At 36.9% G+C, this 26791-nt stretch carries 20 protein-coding genes; 18 read left to right on the top strand and 2 right to left on the bottom strand.

Annotation, left to right across the window (positions count from 1 at the left end; genetic code table 11):
- Window positions 1-64: 64 nt before the first annotated feature.
- The 12 genes from rnz to pcp all read left to right on the top strand — a co-directional run bounded on the left by rnz (window position 65) and on the right by pcp (window position 14259).
- Window positions 65-1003, top strand: a complete 939-nt coding sequence (gene rnz / locus IGI65_RS09475) for a ribonuclease Z (protein WP_095005732.1) — start codon at window positions 65-67, stop codon at window positions 1001-1003.
- A gap of 5 nt (window positions 1004-1008) precedes the next feature.
- Window positions 1009-1800: an SDR family NAD(P)-dependent oxidoreductase gene (locus IGI65_RS09470; RefSeq protein ID WP_438774030.1), complete on the top strand. Its 792-nt coding sequence runs from the start codon at window positions 1009-1011 to the stop codon at window positions 1798-1800.
- 301 nt (window positions 1801-2101) lie between these two features.
- Entirely contained in the window at window positions 2102-4402 is a 2301-nt protein-coding gene (recJ, locus tag IGI65_RS09465) for a single-stranded-DNA-specific exonuclease RecJ (protein ID WP_438774028.1), read from the top strand.
- 11 nt (window positions 4403-4413) lie between these two features.
- A complete protein-coding gene (locus IGI65_RS09460; protein WP_438774027.1) occupies window positions 4414-4926 on the top strand; it encodes an adenine phosphoribosyltransferase in 513 nt (170 codons plus the stop codon).
- A 313-nt stretch (window positions 4927-5239) separates the two neighbouring features.
- Window positions 5240-6133, top strand: a complete 894-nt coding sequence (gene trhO, locus IGI65_RS09455; RefSeq protein WP_071863917.1) for an oxygen-dependent tRNA uridine(34) hydroxylase TrhO — start codon at window positions 5240-5242, stop codon at window positions 6131-6133.
- A gap of 188 nt (window positions 6134-6321) precedes the next feature.
- Complete coding sequence (hemW, locus tag IGI65_RS09450; protein WP_438774025.1) at window positions 6322-7485, top strand: radical SAM family heme chaperone HemW; 1164 nt, start codon at window positions 6322-6324, stop codon at window positions 7483-7485.
- Window positions 7486-7652: 167 nt separating this feature from the next.
- Window positions 7653-8693 carry a heat-inducible transcriptional repressor HrcA gene (hrcA, locus tag IGI65_RS09445; protein WP_071863919.1) on the top strand — a complete coding sequence of 347 codons (1041 nt, stop codon included), beginning with the start codon at window positions 7653-7655 and terminating at the stop codon, window positions 8691-8693.
- Window positions 8694-8726: 33 nt separating this feature from the next.
- Window positions 8727-9266 (top strand): nucleotide exchange factor GrpE, encoded by a 540-nt coding sequence (grpE, locus tag IGI65_RS09440; RefSeq protein WP_071863920.1) that lies wholly within the window; start codon window positions 8727-8729, stop codon window positions 9264-9266.
- Between the two features lie 46 nt (window positions 9267-9312).
- Window positions 9313-11142 carry a molecular chaperone DnaK gene (gene dnaK / locus IGI65_RS09435; protein WP_071863921.1) on the top strand — a complete coding sequence of 610 codons (1830 nt, stop codon included), beginning with the start codon at window positions 9313-9315 and terminating at the stop codon, window positions 11140-11142.
- A 143-nt stretch (window positions 11143-11285) separates the two neighbouring features.
- Window positions 11286-12452, top strand: coding sequence for a molecular chaperone DnaJ (dnaJ, locus tag IGI65_RS09430; protein WP_095005727.1), 1167 nt, complete (start codon window positions 11286-11288; stop codon window positions 12450-12452).
- A gap of 83 nt (window positions 12453-12535) precedes the next feature.
- Window positions 12536-13600 carry an iron-containing alcohol dehydrogenase gene (locus IGI65_RS09425; protein WP_438774023.1) on the top strand — a complete coding sequence of 355 codons (1065 nt, stop codon included), beginning with the start codon at window positions 12536-12538 and terminating at the stop codon, window positions 13598-13600.
- Window positions 13601-13611: 11 nt separating this feature from the next.
- Window positions 13612-14259, top strand: a complete 648-nt coding sequence (gene pcp, locus IGI65_RS09420) for a pyroglutamyl-peptidase I (protein WP_438774022.1) — start codon at window positions 13612-13614, stop codon at window positions 14257-14259.
- A gap of 54 nt (window positions 14260-14313) precedes the next feature.
- Here pcp and IGI65_RS09415 read toward each other — a convergent pair whose 3' ends face one another.
- Together IGI65_RS09415 and IGI65_RS09410 are read right to left on the bottom strand one after the other, a co-directional pair.
- Window positions 14314-15051, bottom strand: coding sequence for an amino acid ABC transporter ATP-binding protein (locus IGI65_RS09415; RefSeq protein WP_438774021.1), 738 nt, complete (start codon window positions 15049-15051; stop codon window positions 14314-14316).
- 1 nt (window position 15052) lies between these two features.
- Window positions 15053-17203 carry an amino acid ABC transporter substrate-binding protein/permease gene (locus tag IGI65_RS09410; RefSeq protein ID WP_438774020.1) on the bottom strand — a complete coding sequence of 717 codons (2151 nt, stop codon included), beginning with the start codon at window positions 17201-17203 and terminating at the stop codon, window positions 15053-15055.
- A 365-nt stretch (window positions 17204-17568) separates the two neighbouring features.
- Here IGI65_RS09410 and uvrB point away from each other — a divergent pair, with 365 nt between their 5' ends.
- From uvrB to IGI65_RS09380, 6 genes are all read left to right on the top strand, one after another.
- On the top strand, window positions 17569-19563 hold the full coding sequence (gene uvrB, locus IGI65_RS09405; RefSeq protein WP_438774019.1) for an excinuclease ABC subunit UvrB: 1995 nt from the start codon (window positions 17569-17571) through the stop codon (window positions 19561-19563).
- A gap of 53 nt (window positions 19564-19616) precedes the next feature.
- Window positions 19617-22436, top strand: coding sequence for an excinuclease ABC subunit UvrA (gene uvrA, locus IGI65_RS09400; RefSeq protein ID WP_438774017.1), 2820 nt, complete (start codon window positions 19617-19619; stop codon window positions 22434-22436).
- Between the two features lie 179 nt (window positions 22437-22615).
- Complete coding sequence (locus IGI65_RS09395) at window positions 22616-23827, top strand: carboxylate--amine ligase (RefSeq protein ID WP_438774433.1); 1212 nt, start codon at window positions 22616-22618, stop codon at window positions 23825-23827.
- Window positions 23828-23831: 4 nt separating this feature from the next.
- Entirely contained in the window at window positions 23832-24551 is a 720-nt protein-coding gene (locus tag IGI65_RS09390; RefSeq protein WP_071863929.1) for an amino acid racemase, read from the top strand.
- 345 nt (window positions 24552-24896) lie between these two features.
- Window positions 24897-25781 (top strand): RNase adapter RapZ, encoded by an 885-nt coding sequence (gene rapZ, locus IGI65_RS09385; protein WP_095005721.1) that lies wholly within the window; start codon window positions 24897-24899, stop codon window positions 25779-25781.
- A complete protein-coding gene (locus tag IGI65_RS09380; protein WP_095005720.1) occupies window positions 25778-26764 on the top strand; it encodes a gluconeogenesis factor YvcK family protein in 987 nt (328 codons plus the stop codon). The genes rapZ and IGI65_RS09380 overlap by 4 nt, the downstream gene beginning before the upstream one ends.
- The last annotated feature ends 27 nt before the right edge of the window (window positions 26765-26791 follow it).

The raw sequence follows: 26791 nt of genomic DNA, 5'->3' as shown, positions 1-26791 counted from the left end.
TTAGGCGTGTTATACTACTGTAGAACCTTTCGTTCGTTAAATTTTTAGAAAGCCAGGTTAAAAAATGGAATTAGAGTTTTTAGGAACCGGTGCTGGTGTGCCGGCAAAACATCGCAATGTGACAAGCATTGCATTGAGATTATTAGATGAGCGCAATGCCGTTTGGCTATTTGATTGTGGCGAAGGCACGCAAATGCAAATTTTGCGGACCAATATTCGTCCTCGTAAAATTGAAAAAATATTTATTACACATTTGCATGGCGATCATATTTTTGGTTTGCCTGGTTTAATTAGTAGTCGTTCTTTTCAAGGTGGAATGGAACCTTTAGAGATTTATGGTCCAGTTGGGATTAAGCAGTTTGTTTTAAATGCTTTAAAAATCTCACAAACACGTTTAGCTTATAGTCTTAAATTTATCGAAGTAACGCCGGGGGTTGTTTTTAGTGATTCACAATTTACGGTTACTTGCGAGTTGTTAGATCATGGGATTGAAAGTTATGGTTATCGCGTCGTTGAACATGATCATGATGGTGAATTACAAGTTGCAAAATTATTAGAATTAGGAATTAAACCTGGTCCCATCTTTGGCCAATTAAAAAAAGGAAAAACTGTAACGCTTGCAACAGGTGAAATAATCAAAGGATCAGACTACGTCGGGCAAGCAAAAAAAGGACGGATTGTCACCATTTTAGGGGATACTAGAATTACGAATGCTTCGGTGAAATTAGCCCAAGATGCCGATGTCTTAGTACACGAAAGTACTTTTAATAAAACAGAAGCGAAAATGGCGCGCAATTATTATCATTCTACGACGCATCAAGCAGCAGAAGTTGCAAAAGCTTCCCGCGCTAAACGGTTGATTTTAACCCATATCAGTGCCCGCTATTTAGCTCAAGATGCTCTAAATTTGGAAAAAGAAGCGCAAGAAATTTTTCCCAATACGAAAATTGCCAAAGATTTTGATATTATTGAAATTCCCTTTCAAAACGAATTAAAGGACTGATGATAATGGATTTAACAGATAAAGTTGTTTTGGTGACAGGTGGTTCTGGTGGACTAGGAGAAGAAATTTGTTATGAAGCCGCAAAAAAAGGGGCAATTGTTATTGTTTGTGCCCGTCGCATCAATTTAATCGGTAAAGTCAAAGAACAATGTGAGGAGTTAAGTGGCAAAGCTGCTTACGCTTTTCAATTGGATGTTGCGCAACCTGAAAGCGTGTTCTCAATGCTTGAAAAGGTTCAAAATGAAGTGGGAAGTGTTGATGTATTAGTTAATAATGCTGGTTTTGGAATTTTCGCCGATTTTGTTTCTTTTGATATGCAAAAGGCTTATCAAATGTTTGAAGTTAACGTTTTAGGGATGATGGTCTTGACACAACAAATCGCGCTAGGAATGCTAGAAGCTGAAAAACCAGGTACTATTGTAAATATTGCGTCAATGGCTGGGAAAATGGCTACACCTAAGACTGCTGTATATTCTGCAACAAAATTTGCTGTGTTGGGTTTTTCCAATGCGTTACGCTTGGAACTAAAACCAGCGGGTATTCATGTTATGACTGTTAATCCAGGCCCGATTGCTACTAACTTTTTTGAACAAGCAGACCCAAGCGGCAATTATTTAGCTAATTTAGGTAATATGGTTTTAGAACCGGATGTGTTGGCTAAAGCTATTATAAAAGGAGTACAAAAGAGTAAAAGAGAAATCAATCGTCCGCGGGTAATGGCGGCGGCTAGTCAATTGTATAGTCTGTTTCCTAAAGTTGGCGATTGGCTAGCGGGTGGTATCTTTAATCAAAAATAAGCAAGTTTAAGAGATTGTGACAGAAAGCTACTTCTGTCAGGTTATTTATTTCTAAAAAAGGCGATGTGACAAGACTTTTGTCATATCGCCTTTTTTTGAGGAAAGCCAATTTAGTCATTTTGTGAAAAAAAGCTTTCGTTGGAATCGTTTGAATGGATAAGGAGATGCTAAAATGATTGGCTTAGTTTTGTAAAATCTATTTGTAGTTTAGCGCAAATGGTCAAATAACAATTAAAAGCGTAGTGGAAAACTTTCCAAGCTTTGCTGCTTTTGCTATAATAATCTGGTTGGGAGTGATTTTTTGAGTAGCTCTATGTATAACTGGCAACTTCCGAAAAAGACGGAAATGCCAATAGAATTTTTGCAACAATGCGAAAAACTTAATTTAAATAAAACGTTAGCCCGCCTTCTTTGGCAGAGAGGAATCCAATCAGAAGAAGCGTTAGCGGAATTTTTACAACCACAAATTGAAAGATTACATGATCCTTTTCAGTTATTTGAGATGGAAAAAGTGGTGGAGCGTATTCAAGGGGCTGTTTTAAATGGTGAACGAATTATGGTCTATGGTGATTACGATGCAGACGGTATTACCAGTACGACTATCATGACCGAAGCCTTGGAGCTTTTAGGGGCAGATGTTAGTTTTTATTTGCCCAATCGCTTTAAAGATGGTTATGGTCCTAATCTTGCAGTCTATAAAGAGATGATTGCTAGTGGAATTCAGCTGATTATTACTGTTGATAATGGGGTATCAGGACATGAAGCGATTGATTACGCTAATGAACAAGGTGTTGATGTTATCGTTACCGACCACCATGAATTATCAAAGACATTGCCAAATGCTTTTGGTATCATCCATCCCCGTCATCCTAAAGGCAATTATCCTTTTGGCGAACTTGCCGGTGTCGGTGTGGCATTTAAAGTAGCGTGTGCGCTTTTAGAAGAAGTTCCCGCTGAATTTTTGGATTTAGTGGCTATTGGTACTGTGGCGGATATGGTTTCTTTAACTGATGAAAATCGTATTTTGGTCACCTATGGACTAAAAGCATTGCAACAAACGGAGCGTTTAGGCTTACAGGCTTTGTTAAAAATTAGTGGAGTTGATGAAACTAAACTCGATGAACAAAGTATTGGTTTTGCTTTAGCCCCTCGCTTAAATGCGATCGGTCGCCTCGCTGATCCAAATAAAGCGGTTACTTTACTAAAGACATTTGACCAAAGCGAAGCTGAATCATTAGCGAAAGAATTAGATAGTATTAATAAAGAGCGTAAAAGTTTAGTTGAAACGATTACGAAAGAAGCATTGGCGTTAATTGAGCCTGAAGATGATATTCATATTGTTGCAAAACAAGGATGGCATGAAGGCGTCTTAGGAATTGTCGCCGGCCGTATTTTAAAAGAAACAGGTAAGCCCGCTCTTGTGCTAACGATTAAAGAAGATGGCATTGCTAAAGGATCTGGTCGTAGTACTGACTCACTTAATATGTTTGAAATGTTAGATAGCTTGCGGGATTTATTTACAAGTTTTGGGGGGCATCATGCGGCAGTGGGAGTTAGCTTGCCACAAGGTGCGTTAACAGAATTTAAAGAGCGGGTAGAAAATTTTGCCAAAGGACATAAAGAGCTGCTGTTGGGGAATTCACTAGCAATTGATGCAGTGATTTCAATTTCTGAGGCTAATTTAGACTTAATTAAAGAGTTAAAAAAATTAGCTCCTTTTGGAATGGACAATCCGCAGCCATATTTTATGTTTCAACATGTTTATCCAAAAGATATCAAAACTATTGGTGCCGATAATAATCATCTTAAATTTACTTTAACTGACAATGATCATGCCCAGCTAATGACCATTGGTTTTGGTTTTGGCAATCAAGCTGCTGTCATTGAAAACAATGAACTATCCTTAGTTGGACAACTTCAAATTAATGAATGGAATGGTCGTCAATCGCCACAGCTACAACTAGTAGATTTTGCAGCTGTCGGTTTACAAGTGATCGATTTAAGGGCAAAGAAAAATCGGCAACATTTACGGTTTGCAGCTGATACGCTTTTTATCCACTTCAACCATAAATTACCAGAAGAATTCCAAAAATTTCATTTTACAGAAGTAGTTCATTTTCAAGATTTAGCGCATCTAAGTGCATTAGAATCAACGAAAAGATTTTCTAGTATTGCCTTTTTAGACTGTCCGAATGACGCTGTAACTTTAAAAGAAATCAGAACAGCAACAAATGTCCAACAAGTATATTTAATTTTAAGTGCCAGTGACGATGCTTATTTAGATGGGTTAGGTACAAGAGAACAGTATGGACGTTTATTTAAATTAATCGCTCGCCAAAAAACATTAGACGTGCGTTATAAATTACCAAGTATTGCGCAATTTCTAAGAATACCCGAAAAATTATTAATTTTTATGATTCAGGTGTTTTTTGATCTGGAATTTGTTACAATAAGCGATGGTGTTTTGCGCCAAGCTGAGATAGCTGGCAAAAAAGATTTGACTTCAAGTCAAGTCTATCAAAACAGACAACAAAAAATTAAAACTGAAGAGTTTCTTTTGCTAAGTGACATAGCAACTTTAAAAACATGGTTTGAAAACTAGGAGGAAACAAAATGGATTTAAAAGACTATATTGCAAGTATTCCCGATTATCCTTCAAAAGGAATTGTTTTTCGCGACATTTCACCTTTAATGGCAGATGGAATGGCATATCGTGAAGCTACAAAACAAATTGTAGATTATGCTAAAGAAAAAAGAATCGACATGGTAGTTGGACCTGAAGCTCGTGGTTTCATCGTTGGGTGTCCAGTTGCTTATGAATTAGGAGTAGGCTTTGCACCAGTACGGAAAAAAGGTAAATTACCCCGCAAGACAATCGAAGTAACATATGATTTAGAATACGGTACAGATACCTTAACGTTGCATGAAGATGCAATTAAGCCAGGACAACGTGTTTTAATTTGTGACGATTTATTAGCAACAGGTGGTACGATTAAGGCGACGACAGAATTAGTTGAAGAATTAGGTGGCGTTGTTGTTGGCTGTGCCTTTTTAATTGAATTGATGGAGTTACATGGTCGTGATAAAATTAAAGATTACGATATGATTACTTTAATGGAATATTAGTCTAAAAGGTGTCTTGCGAGTATACTCGCAAGATACCTTTTTAATTTTTTTAAACCAAGTATTGCAATGGAAAAAAATACTTATTAAAAAGCGACTTTCCTTTAAAATTTTAAAAGTAATTGTGAAAAATATTCAAATCTAATATTGTCGTAGCGACTATAAAAAAACTGATTACAAAAGAAATAAAACGTAAAAAGAAGAAAAATGTGGCAATAAATATTCTAATGACCGCGACTTTGCGCTGTTTTATACAAGCAGAGAAATTTCTTCTAGCCTGCTGATTCGCTATACTACTAGCGAAAGGGGATTTGATATGGATTACGAAGTGTTACTCTACTATAAATATACAACGATTGAAGATCCAGAGAGTTTTGCAAAAGAGCATTTGGAATTTTGTCAAAAACTGGGTTTAAAAGGTCGAATTTTAGTTGCAAAAGAAGGAATTAACGGTACTGTTTCTGGTTTAAAAAAAGCGACTTTAGCTTACCAACAAGCTATGCAAAACGATGACCGCTTTAAAGATATTGTTTTTAAAGTGGATGAGGCAAAAGAACATGCCTTTAAAAAAATGTTTGTGCGTCCGCGGCAAGAAATTGTGTCATTGAAATTGGCGGAAGATTTAAACCCTAATGACTTAACGGGAGATTATTTATCACCAATGGCATTTAAAGAAGCTTTGTTGGATGAAAATACTGTAGTAATCGACGCTCGCAACGATTATGAATATGATTTAGGACATTTTAGAGGGGCAATTCGTCCTGAAATTCGCAATTTCCGTGAATTACCCCAGTGGATATTAGAACATAAAGAAGAATTTATGGAAAAACGTGTCGTAACTTATTGTACTGGTGGAATTCGTTGTGAAAAATTTTCCGGTTGGCTTGTAAAAGAAGGCTTTAAAGATGTTGGACAATTACAAGGCGGTATTGCAACTTATGGTAAAGATCCAGCAGTTCGTGGTGAACTGTGGGATGGTAAAATGTATGTTTTTGATGAACGGGTTAGTGTAGAGATCAATCAGGTAGATAAACAGGTAGTTGGTCGCGATTATTTTGATGGCACTCCTTGCGAGCGATATATTAATTGTAGTAATCCTGAGTGTAATCGTCGGATTTTGGCTTCTGAGGAAAATGAAGCCAAACATTTAGGTGCTTGTAGTGAAGCTTGCAAAAATCACCCCCGCAACCGCTATGTAAAAAACAGCTAACGAATTAAAAAGGCTAGAAGGGAATTTTCTAGTCTTTTTAATTTTTACATAAAAAACGCCAGAGCTTAATGAAATGACCTGTTGCATAAGCTTTTAAAAAGCCTTTCTATCTTGAATATATGACTTATGGTAAGATAGACGAAGTAATAAGTTATGAAAAAGTAACGTTAATTGAGAGGAAATAAGTAATGAAGCAAGTAGAAAAACAAATAGATAAAGCTATTTCGGCATATATTCATATTCCTTTTTGTGAACATATCTGTTATTATTGCGACTTTAATAAAGTCTTTTTAGAAGGACAGCCGGTAGATGAGTACATTGATTGTTTATTAAAAGAAATGGCACTTGCCTTAGAAAAAAATCCTATTCAAAAAAGTCCCACGTTGTATGTTGGGGGTGGAACGCCAACCTCGCTTTCAGTGGGGCAATTGGATACTTTATTAAGTGGCATTAATCAACTTTTTCCCATGGAATCTGTTAAAGAGTTCACCGTTGAAGCAAATCCGGGTGATTTAACTTATGAAAAGCTACAAGTGATGAAAAACTATCAAGTCAATCGCTTGTCCATGGGGGTTCAGACTTTTGACGATGTATTGCTTAAAAAAATCGGTCGTAAACATACGGTAAAAGACGTTTACGCTACGATGAATTTTCTAGAAAAAGCGGATTTTCAAAATGTTTCCATTGATTTAATCTATGCATTGCCCGGCCAAACACTAACGAGTTTTCGTGATACACTAAAACGGGCAATTGAACTAGATTTACCACATTATTCACTTTATTCTTTAATCTTGGAAAATAAGACAATGTTCATGAATTGGGTAAGACAAGGACGTCTAGAGATGCCAGATCAAGAAATTGAAGGTCAGATGTTTGAAGAAACAATGATCGCCATGCAAAATACGGGGAAATTTCAATACGAAGTCAGTAATTTTGCCAAACCAGGCTTTGAGTCACAACATAATTTAGTTTATTGGAATAATGAACATTATTTTGGTTTTGGCGCTGGCGCAAGTGGTTATCTCGGTAATGAACGCTATAAAAATTTTGGTCCAATTCAGCATTATTTAAAACCTTTGCGAGAAAATCAATTACCTATCTATGAGACAGAAATATTAAGCCGAAATAATCAAATAGAAGAAGAAATGTTTTTGGGTTTACGCAAAAAAAGCGGAATTTCAAAGTTTAATTTCCAACAAAAATTCGGAGTGGATATGGAAGTGATTTATGGGGATGTGATGCGTGATTTGGTCAAAAAAGATTGGCTTGTGGTGTCTGATAAACATATTGCTTTGACTAAAAAAGGGTTACTGATTGGAAATGAAATTTTTGAGAAGTTTTTGTTAGATTAATTTTTTAATTCTTTGAAACCCTTGATATAACTGAAAAAGATTGTTAGCACTCTTTGTATAAGAGTGCTAATTTTTTGTTGCGCATTTCTTGACAATATTCTTTCTTGTGGTATATTAATATGTGTTAGCACTTAGAATGATTGAGTGCTAAATACGAGGTGATGAATATGTTGACGAACAGACAACAAGATATTCTGCGTCTCATTATCCAACATTATACGAAGACCGGGTTGCCGGTAGGATCAAAGTCGTTAATGGCCGCTGGAATTAAGGCGAGTTCTGCTACGATACGTAATGATATGAAGGCCTTAGAAGAGGCTGGTCTATTACAAAAGACCCATTCTTCTTCTGGTCGTATTCCTTCGATGAAGGGTTATCGTTATTATGTCGATCATTTATTGAAACCTACCCGTGTAGCCAAGACAGAGATGCAGGTGATTAAGCAATCTTTTGGTCAGGAGTTTCATGAAATTAATGATATTATTCAGCGCTCTGCTGAAATTTTATCAAGCTTGACTAGTTATACTGCGTTTTCGTTAGGTCCAGATATGAAGGATAGACGTCTGACAGGATTTCGGATTGTGCCTTTAAATAGCCGTCAAGTGATTGCGATTATTGTAACAGATCAGGGCAATGTCGAAAGTCAAGTTTTTGCCTTACCGCAAAATGTCAGCGGAGCTGACTTGGAGAAGATGGTACGGATCATCAACGATAAACTAGTAGGTGAGCCGTTACTTACGGTTTACCAACGTCTGCGTACTGAGATTCCGATGATCTTGCATAAGTACTTTCAAACAACTGAAGGTATTTTAGATTTATTTGATTTAATGTTAGGTCAAATTTTTGAAGAAAAAGTGTTTGTAGGCGGTCGAATGAATATGATTGATTTTGAACCATCACAAGATGTGGCTCAGTTTAAATCCATTTACCGCTTTATGAAAGACCCTGAAGAATTGATGCAACTTTTGATTCCTCCCACAGATAGTATCGCTATTAGAATTGGTGATGAATTGGGCAATGACTTATTTCATAATATGAGCTTGATTCAAGCTAGTTATGATATTTCAGGTCATGGTAAAGGAGTTATAGCATTATTGGGGCCTGCAAGTATGCAGTATTCTAAAATGTTTGGTTTACTTGATGTATTTTCTCGTGAACTAGCTGAGAAACTAGCGGAATACTACCGCGGGTTAGATGCAACAAGTTAAATAAGAAATTTGCATAGAAAGGTGGCAAGTTCAGTGTCAGAAAAAGATCAAGAAGTAAAAGATCAAGAATTAGAAGAAGAAGTAGCCGAGTTGAAAGATTTAGAAGAACAAGAATCGGTTACAGATGAGTTAACTGAATTGACAACAAAAATTGATGAATTGGATGATCAATTACTACGTGCCCGAGCGGAAATTGCTAATATTACCAATCGTAATCGTAATGAAAGAGAATTGTTACAACGTTATCGCTCCCAAGATTTAGCCAAAAAATTATTGCCAGCAATTGACAATTTGGAACGGGCAATGGCAACTGAAGTGACAGATGATCAAGGTATGAACTTGAAAAAAGGTGTCGAAATGACACTGGCTAGTTTACAACAAGCGCTAAAAGAAGAAGGAATTGAAGAAATTCCTGCAGCTGGTGAAACTTTTGACCCAAATTTCCATCAAGGCGTACAAACAGTTGAAGCAAGTGATGATGTGCCTGCAAATACAATTGTGCAGGTATTACAAAAAGGCTACAAATTACATGATCGCGTTTTGCGACCAAGTATGGTTGTTGTAGCACAATAAATGATTAAAAATTTACTAGAGATAATTAACAAAGGAGCGTTTTATTATGAGTAAAATTATTGGTATTGACTTAGGTACTACAAACTCTGCTGTTGCAGTCTTAGAAGGCGGAGAAGCAAAAATTATTGCAAATCCAGAAGGTAACCGTACAACTCCTTCAGTTGTTTCTTTTAAAAACGGTGAAATTCAAGTTGGGGAAGTTGCAAAACGTCAAGCAGTGACAAACCCAAATACAGTTTCTTCTATTAAACGTCATATGGGTGAAGCTGGTTATAAAGTTGAAGTAGAAGGTAAATCTTATACACCACAAGAAATCTCAGCGATGGTTTTACAATATATTAAAGGCTTTGCTGAAGATTATTTAGGTGAAAAAGTTGAAAAAGCAGTTATTACAGTCCCTGCTTACTTTAACGATGCCCAACGTCAAGCGACAAAAGATGCTGGTAAAATCGCAGGTCTTGAAGTGGAACGAATCGTAAACGAACCAACAGCAGCTGCGCTAGCTTATGGTCTAGATAAAACAGATCGTGATGAAAAGATCTTAGTTTTTGACCTTGGTGGTGGTACTTTTGACGTTTCTATTTTGGAATTAGGCGACGGTGTCTTTGATGTATTATCAACTGCCGGTGATAACCATTTAGGTGGGGATGACTTTGATAACAAAATCATCGATCACATGGTTGCAGAATTCAAAAAAGAAAATGGAATTGATCTTTCAAATGATAAAATGGCAATGCAACGTTTGAAAGATGCTGCTGAAAAAGCGAAAAAAGATTTATCTGGTGTAACAAGTACACAAATTAGCTTACCATTTATTACCGCAGGCGATGCTGGTCCATTACACTTAGAAATGACATTAACGCGTGCTAAATTTGATGAATTAACAGCTGACTTAGTTGAACGTACTAAAGTTCCTGTACGCCAAGCCTTAAAAGATGCTGGTTTATCACAATCTGAAGTAGATGAAGTTATTTTAGTTGGTGGTTCAACTCGTATTCCTGCAGTTGTAGAAGCAGTTCGTAAAGAAACTGGTAAAGAACCTAATAAATCTGTTAACCCAGATGAAGTTGTTGCGATGGGTGCCGCTATTCAAGGTGGGGTTATTACAGGTGACGTAAAAGATGTTGTCTTACTTGATGTTACACCTTTATCATTAGGGATTGAAACAATGGGTGGCGTATTTACTAAATTGATTGACCGTAATACTACTATCCCAACAAGTAAATCACAAGTATTCTCAACCGCAGCAGATAACCAACCAGCTGTTGACATTCACGTGTTACAAGGTGAACGCCCAATGGCAGCAGATAACAAAACTTTAGGTCGTTTCCAATTAACTGATATTCCGGCTGCTCCTCGTGGTATCCCACAAATCGAAGTAACCTTTGATATTGATAAAAACGGGATTGTAAATGTATCAGCCAAAGATTTAGGAACACAAAAAGAACAAAAAATTACAATCAAATCTTCATCAGGTTTATCAGATGATGAAATCGAACGGATGGTAAAAGATGCTGAAGCAAATGCTGAAGCAGATAAAGCCCGTAAAGAAGAAGTAGACTTACGTAATGACGTCGATGCTTTATTATTCTCTGTTGACAAAACATTGAAAGAATTAGAAGGTAAAGTTGACGCTGACGAAGTTAAAAAAGCAGAAGATGCACGAGATGAATTAAAAGCAGCAGTTGAAGCAAATAATTTAGAAGATATGAAAGCGAAACGTGATGCATTGAGTGAAATCGTGCAAAACTTAACGGTTAAATTATATGAACAAGCTGCGCAACAACAAGCTGAAGCTAACCCAAATGAAGCACAAGGCGGCGCAGATGACGTTGTCGATGCTGATTTTGAAGAAGTAGATGGCGACGATAAATAATTTTAGTCTATAAGATCTATTTTGTACTTTAGGAGGAAAAAGCCAAGGCCATTGCTTTGGCTTTTTCTATGAGATAGTTTAGCTTCCTTTTAAAATGTGTTAAAATACCCAAGTGAGAATAAAAGTATGTGGAGGGAAAGCCTATGGCAGACAAACGTGATTATTACGAAGTCCTCGGGCTGCAAAAGGGAGCTTCCGATGACGAAATCAAAAAAGCATATCGCAAGCTTTCCAAAAAGTATCACCCGGATATTAATAAAGAACCTGATGCTGAAGAAAAATTTAAAGAGATTTCAGAAGCTTATGAAATCTTAAGCGATCCGCAAAAACGTGCAGCTTATGATCAGTATGGTCATGCTGGTACCGATCCTAATTATGGTGGTGGCTACGGTGGTTTTGGTGGCAACTATGGTGGATTTAGTGGCGGCGGTAGTTTTGGCGGCTTTGAGGATATCTTTGAATCCTTCTTTGGTGGCGGTGGTGGCCGTTCTGTTGATCCAAACGCACCGCGCCAAGGGGCAGATTTACAATATGCGGTGAATTTGAAGTTTGAAGAAGCAATTTTTGGCGTCGAAAAAACGGTTAAATATAACCGTGAAGAAGTGTGTCATACTTGTGGTGGGAATGGTGCTAAACCAGGAACTCAACCAGTGACATGTTCAAAATGTCATGGTGCAGGTACGATTAATGTGGAACGTCAAACACCACTAGGACGAATGATGAGTCGTCAAACTTGTGATGTGTGCCATGGTACTGGTAAAGAAATTAAAGAACCATGTCCAACTTGTCACGGTTCTGGTCATGAAAAAAAAGCGCATGAAGTAAAAGTTACAGTTCCAGCTGGGGTAGAAGACGGTCAACAAATGCGTCTGCAAAATCAAGGTGAGGCTGGTGAAAACGGCGGACCTTATGGTGATTTATACGTTGTCTTCCGAGTAGAAGAAAGCGACATCTTTGATCGCGATGGGGCTGAAATCTACTATGAATTACCACTTAATTTTGTCCAAGCAGCACTAGGAGATGAAATTAATGTACCGACTGTTCATGGTGAAGTGAAATTAAAAGTGCCTGCTGGAACACAAACAGGTACCAATTTCCGTTTGCGTGGAAAAGGTGCGCCAAAACTTAGAGGAACAGGTAACGGTGACCAACACGTCAAAGTTAAGCTGATTACGCCGAAAAACTTAAATGAAGAGCAAAAACAAGCTTTACGTCAATTTGCGGAAGTGAGTGGCACAAAATTAACCGAACAACAATCAGAAGGTTTCTTTGATAAAATGAAAGATGCTTTTGGTGGTAAGAAAAAATAGACAAAAGAGTTCATGGAAAATTCCCATGAACTCTTTTGCTTTTTGCGGTATAGTTAAAATAATTGAGAAAAAGGAGTGATTTTATGCGCGTTTTTACCAGTCCCGAAGAGTACATACAAGGTCCGGATGCCTTTAAAACGCAACTACATCGGCTACTTAGATTAGGTAATCGAGCGTTAATAGTATCTGATTCTTTTGTAATGCAAATGCTAGGAACAGATTTTGTCCATCATTTAGTCGAGCAAGAAATTGCAAGTACGACAATTTTAGTTGATAACGTCATCTCAGGAGAACTTTTAGTAGAAGCTAAAGAAGTTATAAAAAATTTTAATTGTCAATTTGTCATTGCTTTAGGTGGTGGTAAGGCAATGGATTTGGGGAAAATGATTGCCCATGTGAGTAATTTACCAATTGCTGTCTTACCGACTTCCGCTGCGACTGATGCGGCTACTTCCCGTATTTCAGTGATTTATGACGAAAAAGGAAATTTCCAAAAGTATGATTTTTATGAAAAAAATCCAGCGATTGTTTTGGTAGATACGAACGTCATTTTAAATGCGCCGCAAACCATGTTAATTGCAGGATTTGCAGATGGGATTGCAACTTATATTGAAGCTAGAAGTATCTTTGAAGAAAATGGACGAAATACACGCCATGAAAAACCAACGTTGGCCGCGTTAAGCCTAGCGAAAAGTTGCCACGATATTTTAATTGATGAAATTGCAAATGCTTGTCACGCTCAAAGAAAAGGGATGATTACGCAATCCTTTGAAAATGTCGTTGAAGCTAATATTTTGTTAAGTGGTCTAGGTTTTGAAAATGCGGGCTTAAGCTTAGCTCATGGCTTTCATAATGTTATTATGGGAGACAAAGAATTAACTATTACAGGTAGTCATGGTCAAATTGTTGCAGTGGGTATTTTACTGCAATTGTTAGCAGAACAAAGACTGGCAGAATATCCTTTTTACCATGATTTATTTGCTAATCTCTTATTACCGACAACACTTAAAGAACTTAACTTGAAGATAGAAGAAATTAATTTGCAGCAATTTGCTGAAAAAATTTTAGAAACTAAAAAAGCGGGAAATCATATTTCTCCACAAGTGAACACTAAAAGAATTATTATGGCGTTAAAACAACTAGCTTAATGGAGGACAAAATGAAAATTTTAGTAACGGGCTTTGACCCGTTTGGCTCTGAGAAAATTAACCCAGCTTTAGAAGCGGTAAAAAAATTACCAACCCAAATAAGTGGTGCTAAGATAATTACCTTAGAAATTCCCACTGTATTTAATGAAGTTGGACCAATTATTCAGCAAGCAATTCAAACTTATCAGCCTGATCTGGTTTTAAATGTTGGGCAAGCAGGGGGACGCTTTAATATTACGGTAGAAAAAGTTGCTATTAATCTAGCAGATGCGCGAATTGCTGATAATCAGGGGAATCAACCGCTTGATGAAGCTATCTTTGCCGATGGTCCAACGGCTTATTTTACCCAATTGCCAGTTAAAGCAATTGTTTCGGCTCTTAATGAAAACGGAATTCCTGCCGCGGTTTCGTATACGGCGGGTACCTTTGTTTGTAATTATGTCATGTATTATGTCCAGCATTTAATTTCTACGCGTTATCCCAAAATAAAAGGGGGCTTTATTCATGTTCCTTATATTCCAGCCCAAGTGGTTACTAAGCCAAATCAGCCGGCGATGAGCTTAGAAGATATTGTTAAAGGATTGGAATTGGCAATTGCTGCAATGGTTACTTACAATGGTTTAGAAGATATTAAAACTATTGGCGGTACAGAGCATTAAAAAAGCAATCATTTCCCAAGTTAGTCTTGGTGGAAATGATTGCTTTTTAGTTGCTTAAATATTTAATACTTTGTTCAAGAAGTCTTGTGTCCGTGGGTTAGTTGGATTGTTAAAGACTTCATCTGGCGTGCCATCTTCTAAGAACTTCCCACCATCACAGAATAAGACGCGGTTGGCTACTTCTTTGGCAAAGCCCATTTCATGGGTAACAATCACCATGGTCATCCCTTGTTGAGCTAATTTTTTCATAACGTTTAAAACGTCACCTACCATTTCAGGATCAAGAGCAGAAGTAGGTTCGTCAAACAACATAATATCTGGATTCATCGCTAATGCCCGAGCAATTGCAACCCGTTGTTTTTGGCCACCAGATAAGCTATCTGGTAAGGCATTCTTTTTATCAGCTAAACCGACAGTTTCTAACAAACTAACAGCTTTTTTCTCTGCATCAGTTTTTGACATGCGACCAAGGTCTGTTGGTGCTAAAGTAATATTTTGTAAAACTGAAAGATGAGGGAAAAGGTTAAAGTGCTGGAAAACCATGCCAATATGTTGGCGGACTTTATTAATATCGGTTCCTTTAGCCATTAAGTGGGTACCATCAATTTCGATATCACCACTAGTTGGCTCTTCTAAACGGTTTAAACAACGTAAAAAAGTACTTTTCCCAGAACCAGAAGGGCCGATAACACAAACAACTTCTCCTTCATTGATGGTAATACTCATATCGTTTAAAACGGTATTATCGCCGTATTTTTTTACTAAGTTTGTTACTTTGATTTTTTCTGCCATCTTATTTCACCTTCTTTTCTAAAACTTTAGCCAGACGAGTCAGGGCAGTGATAACAATTAAATACATCACACCAACAATTAAATAGACATACGTACTTTGCATGTTACGTGCGACGATAATTTTACCTGTTTGCAACAATTCAACAACCCCGATAACAGAGATAATTGTAGTATCTTTTAAGGAGATGACAAATTGGTTAACAAAAGATGGAATCATAATTTTAATCGCTTGTGGTAAAATGATTTTTCGCATCGTGTGGGTATATCCTAACCCCAAGCTACGAGAGGCCTCCATTTGACCCACAGGAACAGCGTTAATACCACCACGAACGATTTCAGCGATATAAGCACTCGCATTTAAAGTTAGGGTAATCACACCCGCCGTATAATCTGGAATAGTAACCCCAATTGCATCTGAAAGTCCAAAGAAGATAAAGAATGCCAGTACCATCATCGGAATTCCGCGAATAATATCAACATAAATTGAAGCGAAAATTCGCAAACCTTTAATTGGTGCGACGCTGAATAAACCAAAGATAACGCCAATCACAAGAGCTAACGCAAATGATATTAAAGCTAGGGTGATGGTTTTCCATAAGCCTTCTAATAACACTTTCCAGTTGTTTTTTAATAAGCCACCAATAGTAGATTCATCAACTGTCGATTTTTTTTGTTCATTTCCATCGGCAATATATTTATCTAAGATTTTGTCGTATTCACCAGTACGTTTCATTTCTTTTAAAGCTTCGTTGAACATTTCTAATAATTCAGGAGATTGCCCTTTTTTGACAGCAAAGCCATAAGAACCACCGCTTTCACGTTTAATTGGCGTAGCGAGTTCTTGTCCTTGGCTAATGGCGTAGCCAATCACAGGATAATCGTCCATAATAGCATCGATTTGGCCACCGCGAACAGAATCATATAGGCCATCTGCTGTATCGTATTGCTTAATGGTATAACCGTATTTGTCTTTATTTTTTTGAAGGAAATCGGCGCTTTCAGTTCCAATTTTAGCGCCAACTTTTTTTCCTTTTAAATCAGCATAAGATTTGATTTCATCATTGCCTTTTTTGATGGCTAATTGAATCCCAGATTCAAAATAAGGATCAGAAAAATCAAAACTTTCTTTACGTTCATCTGTGATTGTCATGCCAGCAATCATCGCGTCGGCTTGGTTACCTTGAACTGCTTGGACAGCGCCAGCAAAACCAATGTGATTCCATTTTAGGTTAAAGCCTTGCATTTCTGCAGCTTTATTTAATAAATCAACATCAATACCTTCATACTTGTTATCTGTATTTTGAAATTCAAAAGGAGCAAAGGCTGTATCACTGGCAATTACGTATTCAGCTTTTTTTGGTTCAATTTTTTTCATAGCAGTAGCAGCTTCATCATCGCTTTTGGTAACGTATTTTGCGACGATTTTATCATACTCGCCATTGGCTTTTAAATCTTTTAAACCAGCGTTGAATTTTTCCAGTAATTCGGCATTTTTACCTTTTTTAACAGCGAAACCATAAGAATTACCTTTTTCTTTTTCGCCAACTAATTGTAATGGTTGACCTTGTGTCACCGCATAACCCAAAACAGGTTCATCATCAAAAATAGCTTGGACAGTATCGTTGTTTAATGAGCCATATAAGGCATCTGCTGCGTCATATAGTTTGATATCAAAACCGTATTTTTCTTTATTTTCCTCTAAAAAAGTAGCGGATTCGGTTCCGACTTTAGCGCCGACAGTTTTACCTTTTAGATCGTTATAATCTTTAATTTTTTCATTGCCTTTTTTTACCGCCATTTGAATACCGCTGTCGTAGTAAGGGTCAGAAAAATCAAAAGATTTCTTTCGTTCGTCTGTAATGCTCATCCCAGCAATCATCGCATCTAGTTGGTTAGATTGCACACCTTGAATGGAACTGTCAAAGCCTAATGGTTTTAGTTCAATTTGGAAATTTTGGTCTTTGGCGATTGCTTTTAACAAGTCAATATCAATACCGACATACTCATTTTGATCATTTTGAAATTCAAAAGGGGAAAACGTAATATCCGTGCCGATTTTGTAGGTTTCTTCTGCAGCTGCAGCTGGTTTACTAACAGCTAAAGTTAAAAAACCCGCCAAGAAAGACAAACATAAGAGCAGTTTTCTTTTCATTGTTAATTCCTCCTATAAATAAATGTTAAAAGACTTTTAACTACCAAATAAAAATGATAGCAAGATTAAGCCTACTTAACTAGTTATAACAAAGTGCTTATAAAATTCGCATATGAAATATTATATGCAGTAATTCTTCTCTTCACAATGCTTTTTTGCTGATTATGAGAAAAAAGTCTAAAAAAGTAACAACTCATGTAATAAAACATAACATTAAGAAAAACTTCAGACGCAGTTCAAAAGTGGCGAAAATATGTTCGCTATGTTAAAATATTTCGTGGACAAAATGCGTATTTATTTTCTTTTATATAGGAAAAGAATACAATTTTTGTAAAGAGAAAATAATATCAGGGAGGAAGATGTGAATGATTGATCGAGTAACCTCCAATCAATTTCAGTTAGTTTCAAAATATGAACCTGCTGGGGACCAACCAGAGGCGATTAGCCAGTTAGTAGACGGGGTTAATGCCGGCAAGAAAGCACAAGTTTTATTAGGTGCAACTGGTACTGGTAAAACTTATACAATTTCAAATGTTATTAAAGAGGTTAATAAACCAACTTTAATTATTGCCCATAATAAAACTTTAGCAGGACAATTGTATGGAGAATTTAAAGAATTTTTTCCTAACAATGCTGTAGAATATTTCGTCAGTTACTATGATTATTATCAACCAGAGGCTTATGTTCCATCTTCTGACACCTATATTGAAAAAGACTCTAGTATTAATGATGAAATTGACAAATTACGTCACTCCGCCACTAGCGCATTATTAGAGCGCAACGATGTGGTAGTTGTGGCTTCGGTATCGTGTATTTTTGGCTTAGGTTCACCAATGGAATATCAAAAACAAGTCGTGTCATTACGTGTCGGCATGGAAATCAGTCGGGACCAATTATTGCGCGACTTAGTTGAAATTCAATTTGAACGCAATGATATCGATTTTCAACGGGGACGATTCCGGGTCCGAGGAGATGTTGTTGAGATTTTCCCAGCTTCAAGAGATGAGCGTGCACTGCGGGTTGAATTCTTTGGTGATGAAATTGATCGTATTCGCGAAGTTGATGCTTTGACAGGCGAAATAATCGCCGAAACAGAGCATGTTTCGATTTTTCCTGCCACTCACTTTGTAACAAATGAAGATCATCTGGAAACAGCAATTGCTTCTATTCAAAAAGAATTAGATCTGCGCTTGAAAATTTTACGTGAAAACAACCAATTATTAGAAGCGCAACGCCTTGAACAACGGACCAATTATGATATCGAGATGTTACGAGAGATGGGGTACACTTCTGGGATTGAAAATTATTCACGTCATTTAGATGGTCGTAAAGAAGGAGAGCCTCCTTATACATTACTAGATTTCTTTCCAGAAGATTATCTGATTGTGATTGATGAATCTCACGTTACTATGCCGCAAATTCGCGGAATGTATAATGGTGATAGAGCACGAAAACAAATGCTAGTGGATTATGGTTTTCGTTTACCATCAGCTCTTGATAACCGGCCACTGCGCTTAGAAGAATTTGAAGAACATGTACACCAGATCATCTACGTTTCTGCTACTCCAGGACCATATGAGGCAGAACAAACGGATACCGTAATTCAACAAATTATTCGACCGACTGGTTTATTAGATCCATTGATTGAAGTGCGACCAATTATGGGACAAATTGACGATTTAGTCGGAGAAATTAATGAGCGGGCAGCAAAAGATGAGCGCGTGTTTGTGACAACATTAACGAAAAAAATGTCAGAAGATTTAACAGACTACTTTAAAGAATTAGGGATTAAAGTGAAATATCTTCACAGTGATATTAAAACGTTGGAACGAACTGAGATTATTCGTGATTTACGTTTAGGCAAATTTGATGTTTTAGTGGGAATTAACTTATTAAGAGAAGGTCTTGATGTACCAGAAGTATCTTTAGTTGCGATTTTAGATGCAGATAAAGAAGGTTTCTTACGCAGTGAACGTTCTTTAGTTCAGACGATTGGACGGGCAGCTCGTAATTCAGAAGGGAAAGTAATTATGTATGCTGATAAAATTACTGATTCTATGCAAAAAGCAATGGATGAAACCTCTCGTCGTCGTAGTATCCAAGAAAAATACAACGAAGAACACGGTATCATACCTAAGACCATTATTAAAGAAATTCGTGATTTAATCGCAATTACAAAAGCTAGTGATGATACAGGTGAAGAAGTTACACTAGCCAATTATGATGAATTGACCAAAGAAGAAAAAGATACTTTATTAATCAAATTAGAAGCAGAAATGAAAGATGCGGCAAAAGCGTTAGATTTTGAAACAGCTGCAACGTTGCGAGATACAATTTTAGAATTAAAAGCAACAGAATAAAAATAAGTTTAAAAGCGTCTTTTGGCGCTTTTAAACGATTAAGGAGTAAAAATATGGCAAATGATAAAATCGTAATTCATGGCGCCAGAGCCCATAATTTAAAAAATATTGATGTCACGATTCCACGAGATGAACTAGTTGTAGTTACAGGACTTTCTGGTTCGGGGAAAAGTTCACTTGCTTTTGACACATTATATGCTGAAGGACAACGACGTTATGTTGAAAGTCTATCGGCTTATGCGCGTCAGTTTTTGGGTCAAATGGATAAACCAGACGTTGATAGTATCGATGGTTTAAGCCCGGCGATTTCAATTGATCAAAAAACCACGAGTAAAAATCCCCGTTCAACTGTCGGTACCGTTACTGAGATTAATGATTACTTGCGGTTGCTATACGCTCGTGTTGGTCATCCTATTTGTCCAAATGATCATATTGAAATTACGAGCCAATCGGTAGAACAAATGGTCGATGAAGTTTTAACATTACCTGAGCGTACGAAAATTCAAATTTTAGCTCCGATTGTTTATCAAAAAAAAGGACAACATAAAAAAGTTTTTGAATTAATTCAAAAAGAAGGGTATGTGCGGGTTCGGGTAGATGGTGAAATTTATGATATTAGTGAAGTGCCAGAATTAGAAAAAAACTTAAAACACGAAATTGCGATTGTGATTGACCGTATTGTCGTAAAAGATGGTATCCGTTCACGTTTATTTGATTCTTTTGAAGCGGCACTGCATTTAGCTAAGGGCTACGCAGTGGTGGATGTCATTGGACAAGAGGAAAAACTGTTTAGTGAACATTACTCCTGTCCTTATTGTGGTTTTACCGTTGGCGAGTTAGAACCGCGTTTGTTTTCTTTTAATGCGCCTTTTGGAGCTTGTCCAGAATGTGATGGCTTAGGGGTGAAATTAGAAGTCGATTTGGACTTGGTAATTCCAGATCAAAGCAAAACATTACGTGAAGGAGCGATTATTCCTTGGAATCCCATCAGCTCACAATATTATCCGGAAATGTTAGCGCAAGCTTGTGATAGTTTTGGGATCGATTTAGATACACCGTTTGAAGAGCTGCCTGAAGAACAACAGCAAATTGTTCTAAGAGGTTCCAATGGAGAAACTTTTCACTTTCATTATGAAAATGACTTTGGTGGTGTGCGGGATGTTGAAGTACCTTTTGAAGGGGTTTTAACCAATATTAAACGTCGCTATCATGAAACCAATAGTGACTTTACCAGAGATCAAATGCGTCTATACATGACAGAGCTCACGTGTGAAACTTGCCATGGTTATCGTTTGAATCCACAAGCTTTGTCGGTCCAAGTGAATGGTACCCACATTGGTGAAGTAAGTGAAAAAGCAATTCATAATGCATTAAACTTCTTTGAAACAGTAAAATTAACCGAACAAGAACAGATGATAGCAAAACCAATTTTAAAAGAAATTAACGATCGTTTGAATTTCTTGCAAAATGTAGGATTAGATTATCTGACTTTAAGTCGAGCTGCTGGAACATTATCAGGTGGTGAAGCCCAACGAATTCGTTTGGCGACGCAGATTGGGTCAAACTTATCTGGGGTGTTGTACATTTTAGATGAACCATCGATTGGTTTACACCAACGAGACAATGATCGCCTGCTTGATTCTTTGCGGAAAATGCGAGACTTGGGGAATACGTTAATCGTGGTTGAACATGATGAAGATACAATGCGGGCGGCAGATTATTTAATTGACGTAGGTCCTGGTGCAGGAGCCCAAGGTGGCGAAATTGTAGCAGCCGGCACACCTGAGGAAGTAGCTGCCAATGAAAATTCTATCACAGGTCAATATTTATCAGGCAAAAAAGTAATTCCAGTACCAAAAACACGTCGTAAAGGCAACGGTAATAAACTAAGAATTACAGGTGCTGCCGAGAATAATTTGAAAAATGTTAGTGTTGATTTTCCATTAGGGAAATTTATTGCCGTTACTGGGGTTTCAGGTTCAGGTAAATCAACGTTAGTAAATGAAATTTTGAAAAAAGCATTGGCGCAAAAAATCAATCGTAATTCAAATAAACCGGGTAAATTCAAGAAGATAACAGGTTATGAAGCGATTGAAAAAATAATTGATATCGATCAAAGTCCCATTGGCAGAACGCCTCGTAGTAATCCGGCCACTTATACAAGTGTTTTTGATGATATTCGTGATTTATTTGCTAAAACGAATGAAGCTAAAATTCGTGGTTATAAAAAAGGTCGTTTTAGTTTTAATGTGAAAGGCGGACGTTGTGAGGCGTGTCGCGGAGATGGTATCATTAAAATTGAGATGCACTTTTTACCAGATGTTTACGTACCTTGTGAAGTTTGTCATGGCAAACGCTACAACTCTGAGACTTTAGAAGTTCATTATAAAGGAAAAAATATTGCTGAAATTTTAGAAATGACTGTAGAAGATGCCGTTGAATTTTTCAAACATATCCCTAAAATCCATCGTAAATTACAAACGATTGTTGACGTTGGTTTAGGATATGTCACTTTAGGTCAACCAGCAACGACTTTATCCGGCGGTGAAGCCCAACGGATGAAATTGGCCAGTGAATTGCATAAAAATTCTAATGGAAAAAGTTTTTATATCTTGGATGAACCGACCACTGGGTTGCATACAGATGACATTGCCCGTTTATTAAAAGTTTTGGAACGTTTATCAGATGCAGGCAATACTGTTTTAGTAATTGAACATAATTTGGATGTCATTAAATCAGCGGATTATGTGATTGATCTAGGTCCAGAAGGTGGTGACGGTGGTGGTATGATTATCGCCAAAGGAACCCCAGAACAAATTGCAAAAGTAAAAGAAAGTTATACCGGTCAATATTTGAAAAAAGTTTTAAACTAAATCACTAATATTTCTTTTAGAAAAAGAGCAGTCAGAAGATAGCTTTTGATTGCTCTTTTTCTTTATGGTATGATACGAATGTTGTATTAATAGAAGATTCTATAGTTAAAGTAAAACATAAAGTGAGTGTGGTAAAAGTGGAACGACAATCTTTTGTCCCCATATTATTAGGTAGTGACATGAATGTTTACGGCATGGCCCGAGCATTTTATGAAGAATATGGTATAAAATCAACAGCATATGCTTCTTTTCAATTGGCACCAACAAAATATAGTAAAATTGTCGATGTTAATGTGATTTCCGGTTTTGATCAAGATCCAGTTTTTATTGATGAATTATTGAAATTAGCTCAAACCAAGTATCACGATCCCAGTGTAAAATATTTATTGGTAGCTTGCGGAGATGGTTATGCGGAATTGTTATCCCAGCATAAAGAAGAGTTAAAAGAACATTATGTTTTTGCGGCAAATGATTACGCTTTGTTTGAGAAATTAATTAATAAGGTTAGTTTTTATGATATTTGTGAAAAATATCAACTGCCTTATCCTAAAACATTAATTATTACAAAAGATATGGTTATTGACGGCAAATTAAATCAAGAGTTGCCTTTTGATTTTCCGGTGGCTTTAAAACCGGCCAATAGTGTGGAATGGTTATCTGTCGATTTTGAAGGACGTAAAAAGGCCTTTATTATCGATAATTTACCCGAGTTTAATATGATTTTAGATCGTCTATACAAAGCGGGCTATACAAGTGAAATGATTGCTCAAGATTTCATTCCTGGTGATGATAGCAATATGCGCGTGTTAAATGCCTATGTCGATCAAAATGGGCAGACTCGTTTTATGTTTTTAGGCCATCCGCTATTAGAAGATCCTGCGCCAGCGGCTGTGGGAAATTATGTAGTGATTGTGCCAGATGAAAATGATGAAATCTACCAAACAATCAAAGCCTTTTTGGAAAAAATCAATTATGTTGGTTTTGCTAATTTTGATATGAAATATGACCGTCGTGATGGTCAATATAAATTATTTGAAATTAACTTACGCCAAGGACGAAGTAGTTTTTTTGTTACTTTAAGTGGTTTTAATTTAGCCAAATATGTAACAGAAGACCTGGTTTTTAGCAGCGTCTTTAGAGAAACTGAATATGGGCGTAAAGATAATCCTAATGCTAAGGTTTGGCTAGGTGTCCCTAAAAAAGTCTTTCGTCAATATGTTAAAGACAACGCAGATAAGCAGTATGCCGAAAAATTAATCAAAGCAGGACGTTACGGCACAACTTTGTTTTATGAAAAGGATTCATCAATTCGTCGTTATCTTTTGATGAAATATGCTTTCCACAATTATGTTACAGGCTTTAAGAAATATTTCAGTGAGAAAGAAGGCTAACCTAGTGGAAAACTTTTTTAGTATTTTAGGTGGGATGGGTACCCAAGCAACAGAAAGTTTTGTTCGTCTGTTAAATCAGCGGACGGTTACGCATAAAGATCAAGATTATCTAAATTATGTCTTGTTTAATCACGCGACCGTTCCTGATCGAACAGCTTATATCTTAGATAAAGATGCAGAAAACCCGCTACCGTTTTTATTAGATGATATAAAAAAACAAAATTTGTTACAGCCAAATTTTATTGTCTTGACTTGTAATACTGCGCATTATTTTTTTGAAACGCTACAAGCGGCGACTGAAATTCCTATTTTGCATATGCCACGAGAAGCTGCGATTGAAATGAGTCGGCGTCAAGAAGGTGGCAAGGTGGCCTTTTTAGGTACAGAAGGCAGTGTAAAAGCGGGTGTTTACCAACGCGAACTGGAAAAAGTTGGTTTTGAAGTAATGCTGCCTAATGCAGCGTTACAACAAAAAGTGAACGATTTGATTTATCGTGATATTAAAGAAAACGATTTTCTAAATAAAGAGTTATATTATGAAATTCTGACAGAAGCGATTGAAGAATGTGGCTGTGCTAGTGCAGTTTTAGGCTGTACTGAGTTGTCTTTAATGGAGGAATTTGCAACGGATAATCCATATAGCGTAGTGGATGCGCAATCTATTTTAGTTGATCGTACGATTGAACGGGCGCTAGCTGATCGTAAAAGCGCAAAAGAAAATTAGTGATAGTTTAACTAACTGATTACAAAGACGCCAGTTGTACACGTGTCGTGTTAAAAGGATTGTGATGAAGCTTTTTGATCACAGTCCTTTTTTATTAATGGAAAAAAGATATACATAGAAAATGGATTGTTTATTTCTAAAGTAAAAAGTAAAGAGAATATAATATTATTGCTTATGATACGCCCGGAATGTTATAATATCAGATGGAGAAGTTTTCCAGCTGAGAGTTTAGAGGAATACTAAAAACCCGAGCAAAGAAAGCCAAAGTAGTTGCCATTCTTTGTTCGGCTTATTCATGTCGAGATAACTTTAAAAAAACTGCAACTTTTGAGAGGAGCTGCTTTTATGCAAGACAATTTAAAACTAGTGATTATTACCGGAATGAGTGGTGCTGGTAAGACGGTAGCGATTCAAAGCTTTGAAGATATGGGGTATTTTTGCATTGACAATATGCCACCTTCTTTAATTCCTAAATTTTGGGAACTAATCAAGGAATCCGGCAAAGTTACTAAAATTGCACTAGTCGTTGATTTACGCTCCCGCTCCTTTTTTGAAGAGATTCAAGAAATGTTGGTGGATATTGAAAACACGAACTTTATTGATACGCAAGTGTTATTTTTAGATGCTTCAGATGAGGAATTGGTTTCACGTTACAAGGAAACTCGACGCGTGCATCCTTTGGCAATGGAAGGTCTAATTACAGAAGGAATTCGAAAAGAACGCGCCATTTTGGAAGATTTAAAAACTAAAGCAACCTTTGTTGTCGATACAACCAATTTAACGCCACGGCAACTGCGGGAAAAAATCAATCAAGAATTTAAAACGACCAATGAGGGCGGTTTTCGGATTGAAATGATTTCATTTGGCTTTAAGTATGGTTTGCCAATTGATGCCGATATTGTAATGGACGTGCGTTTCTTACCAAACCCGCATTATATTCCTGAATTGCGTCCGTTAACAGGGAAAGATCAAGAAGTTTATGACTATGTTATGTCATTTCCAGAGACAGAACAATTTTATCAACAATTCTATCAGTTACTAGAGACGATTATGCCTGGTTATGTAAAAGAGGGTAAAAGTAGTTTAACGGTTGCAATTGGTTGTACTGGTGGACAACATCGATCGGTTGCTTTGACAGAACGCGTAGGGCAAGCATTAAGCAAAAACTATAAAGTTAATATCACTCATCGGGATAAAGACAAACGCAAAGAGACGGTGAACCGCTCATGAAAATGAAAACATATCGTATTCGTAAACCAAAAGTCGTGGTCGTAGGCGGCGGAACTGGTTTGCCAGTTATTTTACGGGGATTAAGAAATCAAGGGATTGACATCACGGCTGTTGTAACTGTGGCTGACGACGGTGGCAGTAGTGGTGAGATTCGTAATTCCGTTGCAATGGCTCCACCAGGGGATTTACGCAATGTTTTAGTCGCTTTATCAGATATGCCCCAATTATATGCTGATATTTTTCAATATCGTTTTCATAAAGATGACAAATTTTTAGCGAATCACGCCTTGGGAAATTTGATTATTGCTGCGATTTCAGAAATGCGAGGCAGTACTTATGAAGCAATTCAATTATTGAGCAAGATGATGCATGTCGATGGCCATATTTATCCTTCTAGTGAAACACCATTAGTTTTACATGCTGTTTTTAAAGATGGCACCCAGGCAGTCGGAGAATCAAAAATAGCGATTGATCGCAAGACAATTGATCATGTTTTTGTTCGTAATCAAGAAGGAGACAAAGAACCAAGTGCTGCTCGAAAAGTAGTTTCTTCGATTATGGAAGCAGATATGATTGTGTTGGGGCCAGGGAGTTTATTTACAAGTATTTTACCTAATTTAATGATTTCAGAAATTGGTGCCGCACTTTTGGCTACGCAAGCGGAGACGGTTTATATTTGTAATATTATGACTCAAAAAGGTGAAACAGAGCATTTTACTGATGCTAATCATGTACAAGTTTTACATCAGCACTTAAACCAACCTTTTGTAGATACTGTTTTAGTTAATACTGAAAAAGTTCCGGAAGGGTATATGGATCCTGAAGTATATGATGAATATTTGGTTCAAGTGAAACACGACTTTAAAGGTTTACGCAAAGAAGGATGTCGTGTTGTTTCAGCTGACTTTTTACAATTACGCGATGGTGGCGTTTTTCACGATGGCGAAAAAGTCGTTGAAGAATTATTGCGCATATTGTATTAAAGATTAAAAATTTAATGAATCATAAAT

Source organism: Enterococcus sp. DIV0755b (genome assembly GCF_051713765.1).
GTDB classification, from domain to species: domain Bacteria; phylum Bacillota; class Bacilli; order Lactobacillales; family Enterococcaceae; genus Enterococcus_C; species Enterococcus_C canintestini.
This window is presented reverse-complemented; position numbering and strand designations above follow the sequence as displayed.

Excerpts from the sequence above, each read along its gene's own strand:
- rnz (WP_095005732.1), top strand. The coding sequence starts at position 65 with ATGGAATTAGAGTTTTTAGGAACCGGTGCTGGTGTGCCGGCAAAACAT.
- IGI65_RS09470 (WP_438774030.1), top strand. The coding sequence starts at position 1,009 with ATGGATTTAACAGATAAAGTTGTTTTGGTGACAGGTGGTTCTGGTGGA.
- IGI65_RS09460 (WP_438774027.1), top strand. The coding sequence starts at position 4,414 with ATGGATTTAAAAGACTATATTGCAAGTATTCCCGATTATCCTTCAAAA.
- trhO (WP_071863917.1), top strand. The coding sequence starts at position 5,240 with ATGGATTACGAAGTGTTACTCTACTATAAATATACAACGATTGAAGAT.
- hemW (WP_438774025.1), top strand. The coding sequence starts at position 6,322 with ATGAAGCAAGTAGAAAAACAAATAGATAAAGCTATTTCGGCATATATT.
- hrcA (WP_071863919.1), top strand. The coding sequence starts at position 7,653 with ATGTTGACGAACAGACAACAAGATATTCTGCGTCTCATTATCCAACAT.
- dnaK (WP_071863921.1), top strand. The coding sequence starts at position 9,313 with ATGAGTAAAATTATTGGTATTGACTTAGGTACTACAAACTCTGCTGTT.
- dnaJ (WP_095005727.1), top strand. The coding sequence starts at position 11,286 with ATGGCAGACAAACGTGATTATTACGAAGTCCTCGGGCTGCAAAAGGGA.
- IGI65_RS09425 (WP_438774023.1), top strand. The coding sequence starts at position 12,536 with ATGCGCGTTTTTACCAGTCCCGAAGAGTACATACAAGGTCCGGATGCC.
- pcp (WP_438774022.1), top strand. The coding sequence starts at position 13,612 with ATGAAAATTTTAGTAACGGGCTTTGACCCGTTTGGCTCTGAGAAAATT.
- IGI65_RS09415 (WP_438774021.1), bottom strand. The coding sequence starts at position 15,051 with ATGGCAGAAAAAATCAAAGTAACAAACTTAGTAAAAAAATACGGCGAT.
- IGI65_RS09410 (WP_438774020.1), bottom strand. The coding sequence starts at position 17,203 with ATGAAAAGAAAACTGCTCTTATGTTTGTCTTTCTTGGCGGGTTTTTTA.
- uvrB (WP_438774019.1), top strand. The coding sequence starts at position 17,569 with ATGATTGATCGAGTAACCTCCAATCAATTTCAGTTAGTTTCAAAATAT.
- uvrA (WP_438774017.1), top strand. The coding sequence starts at position 19,617 with ATGGCAAATGATAAAATCGTAATTCATGGCGCCAGAGCCCATAATTTA.
- IGI65_RS09395 (WP_438774433.1), top strand. The coding sequence starts at position 22,616 with ATGAATGTTTACGGCATGGCCCGAGCATTTTATGAAGAATATGGTATA.
- rapZ (WP_095005721.1), top strand. The coding sequence starts at position 24,897 with ATGCAAGACAATTTAAAACTAGTGATTATTACCGGAATGAGTGGTGCT.
- IGI65_RS09380 (WP_095005720.1), top strand. The coding sequence starts at position 25,778 with ATGAAAATGAAAACATATCGTATTCGTAAACCAAAAGTCGTGGTCGTA.